Annotated in this window: 14 protein-coding genes and 1 tRNA gene; 5 read left to right on the top strand and 10 right to left on the bottom strand. The window is 36.7% G+C overall.

The annotated features are described in order from the left end of the window. The first annotated feature begins 84 nt into the window (after positions 1–84). Positions 85–792: a type-F conjugative transfer system secretin TraK gene (locus tag JSS34_06690; protein ID MBS0186007.1), complete on the top strand. Its 708-nt coding sequence runs from the start codon at positions 85–87 to the stop codon at positions 790–792. After that, the gene (locus JSS34_06685) at positions 789–1,958 is read left to right on the top strand and encodes a hypothetical protein (protein ID MBS0186006.1); all 1,170 of its coding nucleotides are present in this window, start codon (positions 789–791) and stop codon (positions 1,956–1,958) included. Before JSS34_06690 ends, JSS34_06685 begins: the two co-directional genes overlap by 4 nt. Here JSS34_06685 and JSS34_06680 read toward each other — a convergent pair. Together JSS34_06680 and JSS34_06675 are read right to left on the bottom strand one after the other, a co-directional pair. Further along, positions 1,843–2,622, bottom strand: coding sequence for a tyrosine-type recombinase/integrase (locus JSS34_06680; GenBank protein ID MBS0186005.1), 780 nt, complete (start codon positions 2,620–2,622; stop codon positions 1,843–1,845). The two genes, JSS34_06685 and JSS34_06680, sit on opposite strands and share 116 nt — an antisense overlap. A 405-nt stretch (positions 2,623–3,027) precedes the next feature. Beyond that, positions 3,028–3,112: transfer RNA gene (locus tag JSS34_06675), tRNA-Leu, on the bottom strand. Between the two features lie 150 nt (positions 3,113–3,262). On the opposite strand from JSS34_06675, the gene JSS34_06670 reads away from it, so the two are divergent. Both JSS34_06670 and JSS34_06665 read left to right on the top strand, forming a co-directional pair. Beyond that, positions 3,263–4,471, top strand: coding sequence for an MFS transporter (locus JSS34_06670; GenBank protein MBS0186004.1), 1,209 nt, complete (start codon positions 3,263–3,265; stop codon positions 4,469–4,471). Positions 4,472–4,708: 237 nt separating this feature from the next. After that, positions 4,709–5,917: a multidrug effflux MFS transporter gene (locus JSS34_06665; protein ID MBS0186003.1), complete on the top strand. Its 1,209-nt coding sequence runs from the start codon at positions 4,709–4,711 to the stop codon at positions 5,915–5,917. A gap of 22 nt (positions 5,918–5,939) precedes the next feature. On the opposite strand, the gene JSS34_06660 is transcribed toward JSS34_06665, so the two are convergent. The 5 genes from JSS34_06660 to JSS34_06640 form a co-directional block, all read right to left on the bottom strand. Beyond that, positions 5,940–7,253: an MFS transporter gene (locus JSS34_06660; GenBank protein ID MBS0186002.1), complete on the bottom strand. Its 1,314-nt coding sequence runs from the start codon at positions 7,251–7,253 to the stop codon at positions 5,940–5,942. Between the two features lie 189 nt (positions 7,254–7,442). Beyond that, positions 7,443–8,396: a malate dehydrogenase gene (mdh, locus tag JSS34_06655; GenBank protein ID MBS0186001.1), complete on the bottom strand. Its 954-nt coding sequence runs from the start codon at positions 8,394–8,396 to the stop codon at positions 7,443–7,445. 4 nt (positions 8,397–8,400) lie between these two features. Continuing rightward, entirely contained in the window at positions 8,401–9,123 is a 723-nt protein-coding gene (locus JSS34_06650; GenBank protein MBS0186000.1) for an alpha/beta hydrolase, read from the bottom strand. Further along, positions 9,098–9,589, bottom strand: a complete 492-nt coding sequence (locus JSS34_06645; GenBank protein ID MBS0185999.1) for a RidA family protein — start codon at positions 9,587–9,589, stop codon at positions 9,098–9,100. The genes JSS34_06650 and JSS34_06645 overlap by 26 nt, the downstream gene beginning before the upstream one ends. A 370-nt stretch (positions 9,590–9,959) precedes the next feature. Beyond that, positions 9,960–11,099, bottom strand: coding sequence for a hypothetical protein (locus JSS34_06640; protein ID MBS0185998.1), 1,140 nt, complete (start codon positions 11,097–11,099; stop codon positions 9,960–9,962). A gap of 215 nt (positions 11,100–11,314) precedes the next feature. Here JSS34_06640 and JSS34_06635 point away from each other — a divergent pair, with 215 nt between their 5' ends. Further along, positions 11,315–11,629, top strand: coding sequence for a hypothetical protein (locus tag JSS34_06635; protein ID MBS0185997.1), 315 nt, complete (start codon positions 11,315–11,317; stop codon positions 11,627–11,629). A gap of 2 nt (positions 11,630–11,631) precedes the next feature. On the opposite strand, the gene JSS34_06630 is transcribed toward JSS34_06635, so the two are convergent. The 3 genes from JSS34_06630 to JSS34_06620 form a co-directional block, all read right to left on the bottom strand. Then, positions 11,632–12,612, bottom strand: a complete 981-nt coding sequence (locus JSS34_06630) for a biotin--[acetyl-CoA-carboxylase] ligase (protein ID MBS0185996.1) — start codon at positions 12,610–12,612, stop codon at positions 11,632–11,634. An 83-nt stretch (positions 12,613–12,695) separates the two neighbouring features. Further along, the gene (locus JSS34_06625) at positions 12,696–13,910 is read right to left on the bottom strand and encodes a hypothetical protein (GenBank protein ID MBS0185995.1); all 1,215 of its coding nucleotides are present in this window, start codon (positions 13,908–13,910) and stop codon (positions 12,696–12,698) included. A 343-nt stretch (positions 13,911–14,253) separates the two neighbouring features. After that, a complete protein-coding gene (locus JSS34_06620; GenBank protein ID MBS0185994.1) occupies positions 14,254–14,712 on the bottom strand; it encodes a hypothetical protein in 459 nt (152 codons plus the stop codon). Between the last annotated feature and the right edge of the window lie 84 nt (positions 14,713–14,796).

Genomic DNA, 14,796 nt, shown 5'->3' with positions numbered 1-14,796 from the left:
CCTTTCTCATTTCAAAATATTATGACATTTATCTATCTATATGTAAACACTCTCAATCCTTTCAACTTATTCGGAGTGATAAAGATGCGTAAATCCTTTTTTCTAGCTCTTTTTTTTGAAATGATCTCTCAAACAAGTACTCTTTTAGCCCTCCAAACTTATCCTTTTGTAACCCAGCAAAAGACAACCATTCCTATTTCGCAAGATCAGCAAAACCGAATTGCTATCGCAAATGATAGAATTCACCAAATATTTGGGGCAGAAGGTTCGTTTGATGTGCAGAGTGATGATATAAGCGGTCAAATTTTTGTAAGATGTTTGAACTCTCAATCTACAAAACCTCAGACAATTACCATAGTAACAGAATCTGGCCTCACACAGGACCTTAAGCTTCTTCCTCAAAAAATTGAACTCCAAAGTATTTTACTAAAACCCATAGTGACTCTTGAAAAGCTTGACAAATCTCAGCCTTCCTATCTTCAACACCTCGTTGATTTAATGACAACTATGATGGAAGGGCAAAAAAGAGATGCATATAAAGTTACAGCTCTTCAGCATGCAGAGCGCTCTTTTAAAGAGCCTTTGGTCATAAAAAACCAGTTGGTTTATCGGGGAGAGCAGGCAGAAGGCTACATCTATCACCTTAAAAATGATGGAGAAGAAACACTATCTCTGAAAGAAAAAAATTTAGCGCTTCCCCAAGATCTTGCTCTTGCTGTAACGCAAAATTCACTTCCCCCAGGAGAAGAAACTTATCTTTTTGTTATCACAAAAATAAAGAGGCTCTCATGAATATTTTTGATTTAAAGAAGAAACAATATCTTTATGCCGCACTTATTGGAGCTCTGGGCTTAGGTATTATGGGACTTCTTATTTGGTCTATAGATGATAAAGGATCTTCTACCCCTATGGAACCATCTAAAGAAACAAATATTACAACGGCTGGGCAACGCATAAATCCACAAGAAATTTGGGTAGAACGCATGGAAGGTGAGAATAAACTTACACAGCAAAAATTAGATGCGCTTGAGAAACTTATGATGGCTAATACACAAGCAGCAGGAAATGCAGAAGAGAAAGTTCATCAGCTTGAGCAAGATTTAGAAGAATTACGAAGCAATAACGCTTTAGGAAATTTGCATCAAGCGGAACAAGACGCGTCTCAAGGCATAACTTCTTTTCCTACCTTTTCGAGCGCAACTTCAGAAAATCATATGTCTTCTGAGCCTTTTGGAAATAGTATCCAAAAAATCGTTCTTAATCTTTCTGGCACAGATCCGCATGTCAAAAGACAAGAAAAGGCAACCCTTGAAAATACCTTGCCAGCAGGTGCTTTTGCGAAAGCTGTTTTATTAGGAGGCGTTGATGCGTCGACATCTATTTCAGCACCTTCTGATCCAAGACCTTTATTATTACGCATCACAGATAAAGGAACATTACCAAGAAAATTTCATTCTGATCTTAAAGATTGTCATGTTTTGGCTTCATGTTATGGGGATCTTTCCTCTGAACGGGTTTATATGCGGCTTGAAAAATTGACGTGTACAGAGTGCCTTACAGGTGAAATCTCTGAAACACAAGTTGCAGGATATGTTGTGGGTGAAGATGGCAAAGCAGGTCTTCGCGGCGTTGTAGCGGATCGTGCAGGACCCATTGTACGAAATAGTCTCATTGGAGGATTTTTCAGTGGGATGGGAAAATTCTTTGAAAGTCAGCAGACACAACTGACCCTTCCTACAACACCTTTTGGAGCCATGAATCCTCTCGGTGCCAAGCAAATGCTTTCTGCTGGAGCTGCAAGTGGAACATCCCATGCCCTTGAAAAGTATGCTGATTTTTTTATTAAACGTGCGGAGCAATTACAGCCTGTATTGCAAGTTGCAGCAGGTCATGAATTCGTACCCCTGGTAACTCTGCTTTTTCAATTACGCGTCTCCACAAATTTTGTACATCTTTAAGGGGCTCTTTTTTAGTTAACCCAGGAAAAACATAAGGGCTTTCGATGTTTAAGTTTTTGAGCTCTTCAAGAACTTGAAGGGCTTCTTGAGAAAGAGGCAAATATTCTCGTTTCTTTTGTTTTGTGAGAGAAGAAGGTTTTGTCCAAACTCCTTGTTCAAGGTCAAAATGGCTCCAAGTTGCTTTTAGGAGTTCATTTTTTCGAGCACCGGTAAGAAGAAGTAACTTAAAAAAGAAAGAGGAAGGTCTCTTATAATCATCTAAAGTTTTCCAAAGGCGAGAGATTTCTTCTTTATTAAGCCATCGATCTCTTTTTTCTTCTGGAAACCGTGGAATGTCCTTTACAGGATTATCACTTCTCCATCCCCAAGCAATGGCTAATGATATCATCTTGGAAAGGAGAGCCAAAGCTCGATTGGCTTGGTAAGGTGTTTCTTTTAAAGCAGTATGAAAGTTTTCTACATCGCGACGAGAAAGATGAGCTACTTTTCTATCGCCAAGTTTAAGGATGATGTGATTTCGCAGAAGCTTTTTATCTTCTTCAAGACTTCGAGGACGTTTATTTTTTCCATAGCGGTCTACATAATCTTGTGCGAGTTCATGAATATCAGGAAGATGCTTAAGGGCTCTTTTTTGTTCAGCTGGGTCTTCCCCTTGTGTAATCACGCTCAGGTGCTTTCGAGCAATAACGCGAGCTTCTTCAGCTGTAATCTGTCCGTGTACCCCGATTTTAATACGCTTTTTAATGCGTTCTTTGTTGCGATACTGCAGACAATATGTAAGGCGGCCACTTGGTAATACTATGACTCCAAAGCCTTTTAGCTCTGTATCTCAAGAAATAATAGTTTTTTGGGATCAGGGACAAGAGCTTCGACAAAACGTTTTGTTAACTTAGGCATTCCATTCTCCTGGTTAAGTTCCAGAAGATTTGGGAGCTGTTCCGTCGTCATTATTTTTGTCTCCAAATTGTCACCAACGTAACGAAAATGGGACCCATTTTCCGAGATTCTTGAAGAATTATACCACTACTGTTATCTTCTCTCAACTCCTTATTCTATAAGGTTTTGAGTGTGGTGCCCGCTGCCAGACTCGAACTGGCACGACCATTGGTCGACAGATTTTAAGTCTGTTGTGTCTACCATTCCACCAAGCGGGCGTTCTTTTTTTGGAACATACTCCATCTTTAAAAATTCCTCAAGAGGTTTCGAAATAAGAATTTTAAGAGAGTTGAGAGAGGGGAAATTTCTTGGTATTATAAAACAAAAGTTAAGGAAATTTTAGGGTGCATGAAAAAATAGAGAACACGATGACCTCCAAAAAAAGTGGCGAGGAGGCCAAATTCACCCCTTATTTGATGATTCTTACCTCTGTGTTTTGCGTTATGTCAACATCAATACTAACGCCTGCTCTTCCCTTAATTGCGCATTATTTTGGCTCCTCAAATGATGCCTCTCAGAAAATTCTAAGTATGAATATTTTAGGAATTGCTCTTTCAGGTCTTTTGTATGGAGCTCTTTCAGAATCTTTTGGCCGTCGATTTCTTTTTTTAATAGGATTTTTACTCTTTTCTCTCTCTGCACTTTTAAGTTTTTTAGCAGAATCTTTTAATGTTTTATGGAGTCTTCAAATTTTACAAGGGTGCGGTATTGGATGTGCCGCAGTTCTTCCTCTAGCTGTTATCCGGGATATTTATTCTGGAAAACGCGCCGCTTATTTAATGTCAATTTTTGGTATCCTTATGGCGCTTTCACCAGCTCTCTCTCCTTTAGTTGGAGGCATTATTATAGAAGCCTTAGGATGGAAGTTTATTTTTTTGTTTCTTTCATGTGCTGGGGTTATTATAGGGATAGGCTTATTTTATGGCCTTCCTGAGACGCATCCACAAGAGTTGCGGCATCCAGTTTCTCTCCTTCTTCTTTTAAAAAACTATGGGCACCTCTTAAAAAATACAAAATTTTTGAGATTTGCTGTTCTCTCTTGGTTTTCAGTGTGGGGGCTCTGGGTGTATTCTTCGACAGCATCTTTTGTTTTTATTGAAAACTTTGGTCTTACGCCAATGGCGTATGGAGAATATTCCATCATTACAATTTTAGGAATTGTTATAGGGAATTTTTTTGTTAATCGCTTTATTTCACTATGGGAGCTTTTAACATTTTTAAAAATTGGCTCAATAAGTTTGCTTTCTGGAATCTTTGGGCTTCTTTTTGCAGCTGGGTATGATTGTAAAGATCCCATGGTTTATGCCAGTGTCATGTTTTTTTATTGTTTTGGATTTGGATCTTTATGGTCTGCTTCTTTAAGCCTGGCAATGGATCATGTCCCTCATGAAAAAGGGTATGGCGCAGCTCTTATTCGATCTGGTCAATTTTTATCCGCTTCTTTGGGGGTTATGATTTCTGGTCTTCTTTATGAAGGGTCTTTCATCTTGCCAGGCCTTTTTATTCTGATGTGCGTGATCATTATTACGCTTCTCGTTTGGACAACATCGCGCTCTGAAAGTTTCATGTCAGAGTAAAACATAAAAGGAAAGATTGAGTCGATAAAAGCTTAGGCTCTTCTGCCTTTCTTCTTTTAAAGGAGGGCAGGAGCATGGGACGCTCAGAAATAAACGAACCTAATAAGACGCGTACTGGCATTGTTCCTCACGAGGTTTGAATAAGAATTTTAAGAGAGTTGAGAGAAGATGAGTTTCTTGATATTATAAAACGAGATTTAAGGAAGTTTTAGGACTTACAAAGGAATAGAAAACAAGATGACCTCGAAAAAAATTGCTGAGGATTATAAATTTATTCCTTATTTGATGGTTCTTGCTTCTGCGCTTTGCGCCATGTCAACAACAATACTAACGCCCGCTCTTCCTTTTATTGCACATCATTTTGATTTCTCAAATGATGCTTCTCAAAAAATTCTAAGCATGAATCTTTTAGGAGTTGCCCTTTCAGGTCTTTTGTATGGAGCTCTTTCAGAATCCTTGGGCCGTCGACTTCTTTTTTTAATGGGTTTTTTACTCTTTTCTCTCTGTGCATTTTTAAGTTTTTTAGCAGAGTCTTTCAATGTTTTATGGAGTCTTCAAATTTTACAAGGGTGTGGTGTTGGGTGCGCTGCAGTGCTTCCTTTAGCTGTTATCCGGGATGTTTATTCTGGAAAACGTGCTGCTTATTTAATGTCGATTTTCGGTATTCTTATGGCGCTTTCACCCGCTCTTTCTCCTTTAGTTGGAGGCATTATTATAGAGGCCTTAGGATGGAAGTTTATTTTTTTGTTTCTTTCAAGTGTAGGAGTTATTATAGGAATAGGTTTGTTTTACGGCCTTCCTGAGACGCATCCACAAGAGTTGCGACATCCAGTTTCTCTCCTTCTTCTTTTAAAAAACTACGCACGTCTTTTAAAAAATACAAAATTTTTGAGGTTTGCTGTTCTTCCTTGGTTTTCATTTGGAGGGCTTTGGGTGTACTCTTCAACAGCCCCTTTTGTTTTTATTGAAAATTGTGGTCTTACACCAGTTGAGTACGGAAAATATCCCATAATTACAATTTTAGGGGTTATTATTGGAAATGTCTTTGTGAACCGGTTTATATCACTATGGGAACTCTTAACATTTTTAAAAATTGGCTCAATAAGTTTGCTTTCTGGAATTTTTGGACTTCTTCTTGCAACTGGATATAACTGTAAAGATCCCATGGTTTATGCCAGTGTTATGTTTTTTTATTGTTTTGGATTTGGATCTTTATGGTCTGCTTCTTTAAGTATGGCCATGGATCATGTCTCGCATGGCAAAGGATATGGGGCAGCCCTTATTCGATCAGGTCAACTTTTATCGGCTTCTTTGGGCGTTATGATTTCTGGTCTTCTTTATGAAGGGTCTTTCATCCTTCCAGGTCTTTTTATTTTAGCGTGTGCTATTGCTATTACCCTTCTTGTTTGGACAACATCTCGCTCAGAAATTTCCTTATCGGAGTAAACCAAAAAAGGAAAGACTTTCTTTATAAAAGAACAGGCCCTTCTGTTTTTTTTCTTTTAAAGTGGTCAATCAGTGTGAGAATTGCAAAACTGAACGCACCTAACAAGACAAGAATCGTTATTGTTCCAAACGCAAAACGATAAGAATATGTACTGTAAACAGGAACACCATTATGAAGTATCTTTGTTTCTTGCGCATAATCCATTAAAAGTCCCATGAGAGAGATACTCCCAGATCCAAGGAGCATAATAATCATGTTTGTGAGTCCAGAAGTCACACCTCCAAACTTTTTGGGTACAAGAGAAAGAATAACGCCAAAAAACAAGATTTGAAGACTTGCACAAAGCCCTAATATAAACATTAATGCAAGGAGAATAAAATAAGGGATTGCAGAGAAAAAAAGAAGAAATCCTAAGATGCCCGCCGTTATAAGCCCACATAAAACAATGATGCCATTTGTATTATTAAAATGGTTTCCCACAAAAGAGAGAAGAGAACAGCCCGTGACCATTCCAATGTAAATTAAGAATATAGAGGTTGCAGCTTGATCCATCGAAAGATGATGAACTTGAATTAAGAAAGAAGGGCCCCATGAATCTGCAAAAGTATAAAGGGCTGTTGTCATAAGTCCAACAGATGCCATTAATATAATAAGAACTGGTTTTTTAAAGAAAATCTTTGTTATGCCAACAAGTAAATTTTCATTGGGAATATGAGATACTTCTTTTATTTGTAAAAGATTTCTCGTTTTTTTTAAGGAAAAACTTAAAAGAATGACAGCAGTAAGAATAAGGCCTGCAATGGATAATCCTTCAAGGAGAGTTTGAAGGCTTAAGACGCTTAAAAGAAAGCCAATGAGCCCACCACACACAGCTCCGAGAAGGCCTAAGCTTGACGTGATGCCAACAAAGAGCTTTGAGAGACGATCGGGAAAAAGCATATTAGAGACCTTTAGAGAGCTGATAAATGCGCCTGCAGATCCAATTCCAGTTAAAAGGCGTCCTAAGAGCACAATTGTCCAATTCTCAGAAAATGTAAAAAAACAAAAACCAGTGACACAGAGACAGAGAAAAAGCGGAATTGTTTTTAAAGGCCCAAAATGATCTAAAAAAATTCCAACTGGAATTTGCATGCTGGCATATCCAAAATAAAAAATAGAACCAAGCAAAGAAAATTCTGTGGCATTTATCATAAATCTTTCCATAAGATCTGGTGCCATCACGCCTAATGAAACGCGAAGAATAAACTGATAAATGACATAGCAAATAACAAGTCCCCAAATCCCAAAAGAAAGGCCTGAGAGATGGGCAGCTGAAGAAGAGGAGAGTTTATTCATAATTCAAAAACCTATTGAGTTGAAAGAGATGCCATGATTTCAAAAAAAATGAAAACATGAAAAAGATATAAACAAAAAAATAAGGCGCGCAGGCCAGATCTTTTAAGATCCCAAACTTTATCAAGAGAGCTTCCTTTAACGCAAGCTCAAAACGCATGATTTTTGCATAAAAAATGCATAAATATTAATTCAAGCTCTTAATTTCTTGACATCTTCAATAAGTTTTTTGACGGTTTCTGCAGAGGTATGAAGAAGAGCAGTTTCTGTTTCTGTAAGAGGAATTTCTATAATACGTTCCACACCATTTTTTCCAATAATAACGGGCACACCAACATAAATATCTTTAAGACCATACTCTCCTTGACACCAGGCAGCACAGGGGAGTATTTTTTTTGTATTATTTAAATATGCTTTAACGATATTTAAGACAGAAAGAGCAGGCGCATAAAAAGCAGATCCTGTTTTGAGAAGATTGACAATTTCTCCACCACCATTTCGTGTTCGTTCTATAATTTCATCAATTCGTTTTTGTGTAATCCAGCCCATTTTAATAAGATCCGGCAACGGAATCCCTCCGACACTGGTGAATCTTGAGAGAAGAACCATGGTATCGCCATGCCCTCCTAATACCAGCGTTGTAATGTCTTCAGATGATACATTTAGTTCTTGGGCAAGAAATGTACGCATTCGAGCACCATCTAATACGCCTGCCATACCGACCACCTTTTGAGGTGAAAATCCTGTAGCTTTCTGCATAACCCACACCATGGCATCTAAAGGATTTGTTACAACAATAACAAATGCATTGGGTGTATATGTTTTGAGCTTAAAGCCGATTTCTTCTATAATTTTAGCATTAATATTCAGAAGATCATCACGACTCATCCCTGGTTTGCGCGGAATTCCTGCTGTAACGATTACTAAATCAGCGTTTTTAATGTCTTCATAGGTATTGCTCCCTTTAATGACAGCGTTTGACCCGGTCAGACATAGGGATTCTTCAATATCTAGACTCTTTCCTTGAGGAATTCCCTCTGCGACATCAAGAAGAACAATTTCTCCCATATCTTGAAGGCCCATGAGCAAAGCCATTGTGCCCCCAATATTTCCGGCACCGATTAAAGCTATTTTTTTGTCTTTTATTTTTTCAAGCATGTTTTACTCCTTCAAAACATTTTTTTAAAAATGTGCGTCCAAGATCAAGCCCCCGTTCATCAATTGTATGGGATAAATTTTTTAAAAGATGAGATTGAAACGGAATGCCATGATCTTTTAAAAAGTGTTTGCTTTCCAGAAAAATACGAGGAGGAACAACAACATCTTCTTCCCCATGAATTAGACAAAGAGGAGGATAAGGAGGACCTACAAGCTGATGATGAGATCCATAAAATCCACCAGAATAAGCCAAGATACCCCCTATATCTTGGCGGCATTGGAGCCCAAAGGCAAGGGCCATCATAGCGCCTTGAGAAAATCCTGCGAGAACAATTTTTTGAGGGTCAATAGTGAAGGCTTTTAAAATTTCATCAACATAATGAGATAAGTAAGGAAGAGCTCTTTGAATTCCTTGATCAAGGTATGAGGGATGCTGAGAATCAAACCTAAACCATTGATATCCTTCTTCAAAGCTGGAGCCTGGCTCATAAATGAAGGGAGCATTGGGCGCAAGAAATGCTGTTTCTGGAAAATAAGGGCTCCAAAAGCGCCCAAGGTCCAAAAGATTTGCACCATTTGAGCCTAATCCATGAAGAAGAATGACGCAAGTTTTGGGATTTTGGCCCGTCTTGGTGCCTAAAAATGGTCCCTTTAAAGAAAAGAAAGCAGGTGAAGAAGAAGGTATCATTTTATGAAAACGGTGTTGCTTCTTCATCTTCGAGTGCAAAAATTGCATCGATTTCAAGGCAGGCATTCATAGGTAAGCTTGAGACACCCACAGCAAAGCGGGCATGCCTTCCTAAATTTCCAAAAACTTGAATTATGAGGTCTGATGCTCCATTAATGATTTGTGAGTGATCCGAAAATCCCTCAACAGCATTTACAAAACCTCCTAATCGTACGCACCGATTAATGCGTTCAAAAGATTCCTCGCAGGCAATTTTTACTTGAGCTAGAATATTTAAGGCACAAAGGCGGGCTGCTTTTTGAGCTTCTTCAAGAGATAGGTCTTTTCCTACTTTTCCTTCGTATTGGACCGTATTTCCAATCATTGGAAACTGGCCCGAAATATAGAGCATGCGATTTACAATAATAAAAGGAGCATATGTTGCTGTTGGAAGAGGAGGGGTGGGAAGTTCAATCCCTAAAGAACGCAACCGGTTTTCAAATTCTGTCGCCATGAAAAATCCTTTCAGAATAAGTCATTTTATATTTTCTTTGTTTTAAAGGGAATACAAAGAGATGTAAATGGGGTTTAAGAGATTTTGCACAAAACTAAAGATATTGTATAAACTATGTAATTATAGAATAATTTAATTTAAACGGAACGAGAAGGCCTAAAATACTGGAATAAAGCTTCTTTCCAAGGCAGCACTATAATATCCTCAATTCTACATGCATGAGTTTCTTGTGAAATACGATGACCTCAGTGGTTTTAGAGAGGAGATAAAAAATCGAAAAAACTCTAAATTTCATTTTATAGACCATGCTTCGAAAATGACTGCTATTTTGAAAGCAGGGTCTATTTTTACATAAAATGGCTTTTTTAGGTCACTTAGGAAGAAAAAATTTTACTTTTTTAAATAAGTTTTGGCGATGAAACTCTTTTTCTTCAAAAAGGAAATTCAAAAGAAATGAAAAAGAAGAAGGTCGGGATTGGAAAAAGAAGCAGATGCTTAACAGACTATAAAGAGCTATGAGATTCCATAAAAGAACTTCTTTTTTGAAAAAGAGAGCCGTGCTTTGGTGCAAATGTTTAACATTCGGTTGTGATAAGGAGGATTGAAGATTGAAATAAGGTAAGGTTTCAGCTTGTTCTTTTTGAATATTCATACGATTTCGTGTCTTTGAAAAATTGAGAGCATGGTTAAGTCTAGAGCTTAAAGGTTCTTTAGAGGAAAGAGGAAGAGCATTCTGAGAAAAAGGACCTTTATAATTTTGATTTCTTAGAACGTTAAAGGTAAGGACATTATATCCCAACTCTAAAATCTTTAATGTTATTTTCCCTAATAACGAAGATTGAAGGGCAATTTGTGAGAATGATATTTGAATGAATTCTTCTAAATTTAAGGTATGTTTTGAAAGAGAATCGCTCAGATAATGGGCAAAAGCTCTTTCTGAAAGCAAATCTAGAAGAGAAATATTCTTTGTAGAATCTGAAAGACACACTGATTTGGGAGAAGATGAGCTTTTATTGATATCATCGTCATCATTTACAGTATTATAAAAGGAGGAATCTTGATTGTCTGTTTCATTATCTTCAGAAAGTATAAAAAAAATGTCATCAGAATCAACCAATGGAAAGAAATTTTTGTATGAGAAATTTTTTGAGGACATTTCTGTAAAGAATTTTTTATATTTTGGGGTGAGCGTAATATATCCACTGAAAGGAGCCCAAATAGCTAACTCCATTTTCATGGCTTCAACGGTAAATAATAAAGTATTTTTTCTAACAAATTCGTTATCTTTAAAAAAGCCAAATTTTATAATAATGCCAGGCATACCAGGCGTAACTGAAATTTTACGATGAAGATTTGTCTCGACAGGCTCAGGTTCAGGCGTGCGCGGAGAATGAGGTCTTGCTTCTTTGTATGTATACCAAGCGTCGTCTCCAAAAGCATTTACAATGTCATAAGGCATTAAAAAAAGAAAAGAAAAAGCTAAAATAAAGAAGTGCGTTAAAATGGTCATTGTTCTCTCCTTTTTAAGGTCATTCTAAGAAGAGACATTATGATAAAAATGATAGTTAGTAAACCATATTTATAAATCATAGTTTACTGTTTGGGTGGCATTTTCAAAAAAAGAGAAAAGATAAAGATTTTGAGCCCATTTTTTGTCTTTATCTGGAACGAATTAAGAAGCTGTGATACGAAGAATGAGACTTAAAAATAAAATTTAAAGGATGGATGATGGAGTGGGTTCATACTCTAACGATTATTGTTTCCGGCTTTGGATATACAGCTGCTATCTGGTACATTGTTCGAGAAGATATTAAGTGGCATGATACTGAGATACAAGAAATGTGCCAAGAATTTAAAGATGCTCGATGTGAAGGGCAACAAGAACTCAAAAATGTTCGTCGTGAAGGTCAACAAGAGCTCAAAGATATTCGGCAGGAAATGAAAGAAAAATTTACAAAGGGCCATGCACTTTGGGCAACCTTACTTGAAAAAATCTGTACGATTGAAAAGCAAATTCTCAAACTTCAAATGAAGAAATAAGTTTAGGGATGGTTTTGACGACGGACAAAAGAAGCTTCCCCTGCAGCAAAGGTACGCAACGTCTTATCTTCTTCTGCAAGCAAAAGATGCCCCATTTCATTAATTCCTTTTGCAATTCCAGAAATTGTGCGCTCTCCTATTTTTAGAGTGATAGACTTATTATAAAGTGCATCAAAGAGGGGCCAGCTTTTTTGAAAAGCGTCAAATCCTTGTTCTTGAAAAACACGAAGATCCTCAAATAAGTTTTTTAAAAGAATTTGGCAGATTTCATTTCGATCAATAGAGGTCTTATGAAAATCACGTAAAGAAGCACATTCAAAGGGAAGAGCATCCTTCTCTATCATGTTTACATTGAGTCCAATTCCGATAACAGCTGTACTAAGTCCATAGGACTCAGCTTGCATCTCAATAAGGACGCCGCCCAATTTTTTTTGATTTACAACAATGTCATTTGGCCATTTGAGTTGAAACACTATGGTTTTTTTGAAAAGTTGATTCAATGTTTTGATAATTGAAAGGCTGATCATGAGGCTAAGTCCAGAAAGCTCACTGATGTCTTTTTGAAAATGGTAAAGGAGAGAAAGATAAATATTCTGTCCAAAGGGGGAATGCCAAGGCCGTCCGAATCGTCCTTTTCCATTTGTTTGTCTTTCTGCTAAGCAAACATAGGGAGAAGATGAAGTCATTGATTTTAAATATGTTTGTGTAGAGGGAAGACTTTCAAAAATCTCTAGCTTTATATTTTTTTGAGGCAATGCTTTTAATAAAGATTCTTTATTTAAAAGAATAAGAGGTTCTTGAAGTGCATACCCTTTATTTTTAATAGACTTAATTTTTACATGGTAACTTTGAAGTTTTTGAATATTTTTCCATACGGCGGCTCTTGAAATGCCAAGGTTTTCTCCAATGTGTGTTCCATCATGATAAGCACCATCGGCCAGAATTTCTAAGATACGAAAGAGGCTGGAATTTTGGTTTTTCATGGAAGAACTCTTTTTATATTTTTATAACAGATAGGGAAAGAAGAAATTTTCTTCTTTCCCAAAGAATTTTGAAGCAAAAAATCTTAAATCATATTGATCACTTCGCAGAGTATAATAGTAAACCCTAAGATTAAAAAAGAAATTTTTATAAATTTCGTTTTCATAAGAGGGTAATAAGAAGGAAGAGCTTCTGCTTTTTGAGAGGTAAGAAGCCAAAGGGGAAGTAAAATAATAATGCCAACATTTATCATTCCAGCAAAACTCAATGCTTTTATAAAAAGGGAAGGAACAAAAAGTGCAAATCCAAGAGAAGGAAAAATTGTTAAAGCAATGGAACTCCCTTTTGTTTTAAGAGCAGAAGAAGGGAAATGTTTAAGAAGCTTTTCTTGCCAAAACTCGAAAAGAGCAAGGCCCACTCCTATGGACGATTTTAAAATGGCAATCATTGACATTGCATTAGCAACGGTTTGAACAAGGGGCCAAGCGGTTGTTTCCGTAAGAGCTTGAACAAATTGACCAACATCTAGTTTCCCAAGCAAGAGAAGAGCATATTTTTGAGGTGCTGCATGATAGAGAATTGCGAGCGTGGTTATTGTCCAAAGAATATAAACAAAAGCTGGAATCAGACTTCCCCAAAAAACACATCGTTTCAAAAGAAGAGGGTCTTTGTCACAATAATTTGTAAGGATTGGAAGGATAACATGAAACCCAAAAGCTGTCGAAAGAATGGGTAAAGCCAATGTCCAAGCGTTTAGATCCAAGAAGGATGATGTCAACAAAGGCATATGTAAGAGGTTAATTTTTGTAAAAAAACCCACTATAAGAAGCCCAAAAGTTCCCAAAAGTGCACTCAATAAAATCTTATTAATTTGGAGGATCCAGGAAACAGATAGGCTAAAAATTCCACACAGGGTAAAAGCATAAATAAGGACAATATGTTGTAGAGAAAGGCTGCATCCTAAATGTGCTTCAAAAAAACCCTGAAAAATAGATGCTCCTCCATAAAGGTAAGCACAAAGAAGTGCATAAATTAAGAACATCAAACATAAAGATCCAAGGAGAGACGTAAAAGAGCCTCTGTAAAAATTTCCAAGTTCAGCAAGTGTTTGACCTTTTCCTCTTTTTAAATTCAGCTCAAGGCCTAAAAGCCCTGTGAGATACATAAAAATCCAGAGACCTAAAATAAGAACAATCGTTGGAAAAATTCCAATTTTACAAAGAGCCATGGGCAGAGCAATCATGCCAGCACCCACAGATGTTCCTGCAACCAAGCAAGAGCCTAAGATAAGTTTTTTCATTAAAAACCTCGAATTTTATTCTATACATAAAATAGACTTCTTTTGACTTAAATGGTCAAAGAAGAAGAAACATGAAGATTAAAGAGGAATAGGAAATATGTTGCGCTTTTAAAGCGCATAATAAAGATCAGAAAAGAAAAAAAAGCCTAAAAGAGTTTCCATAATTTTCTCATTATAAATGAGGGCTTTTAAAGCTGTCAATGGGGATTAGATATAAAACCCTTCAGATTTACGTAAGCTAATTTTTAAGAACCATCATTTTATAATTTGTCCATATAAAAAAATAAAAACACTTCCTCTTTATAGAGGAAGTGTTTTAAAGAAATTAACCTTGTGTTTTAAATTAGGGATGAACTCTTAAAAAATTATGATCTCTCAGGAAAAAAAGCGCCCAGTCTGCTGGAGCATCAGAATTGTAATGATCCCATATTTTTCTATGAATAACAGACGTGAGGCGCGTGCCTGCTATCTCTATTTCTTCTATCACATTTTGATAAGCAGTGATAATGTCATCCCCATATTGCGCTCTACCCATCTCATGAATTTCTAAATAAGGGGTATTTGCTAAGAGATCCTTTAATATCTTAACAGCTTGCATGTTAGCATTATCACCGGCTTCAACATAATCAGCAAATTGTTTCGCTTTAACACGTTCGATATTGCTTTCTAAAGTGGGAAGAGCGTCATTTAGATTAGGTAAGTTATACGCAAAACCTAAAGAAGTCAAAATACTTAAGGATGCAATAAACGCTCCTAGGGTAAATAATTTACTTAAACAGTTTAGTTTTTTAATAATATTCATAGTTATTTTCCTTCAAATTTAAATTTAAAATTAGATCTGCTGCGTAAGTCTTGAAAAGAGATAAGACATTGAAATTTTTGGAGA

Source organism: Pseudomonadota bacterium (assembly GCA_018242545.1).
In the GTDB taxonomy this organism is placed as follows: Bacteria; Pseudomonadota; Alphaproteobacteria; order 16-39-46; family 16-39-46; genus 16-39-46.
Note: the sequence above shows the minus strand (reverse complement) of the source record. Positions and strands in the feature narration are given on the sequence as shown.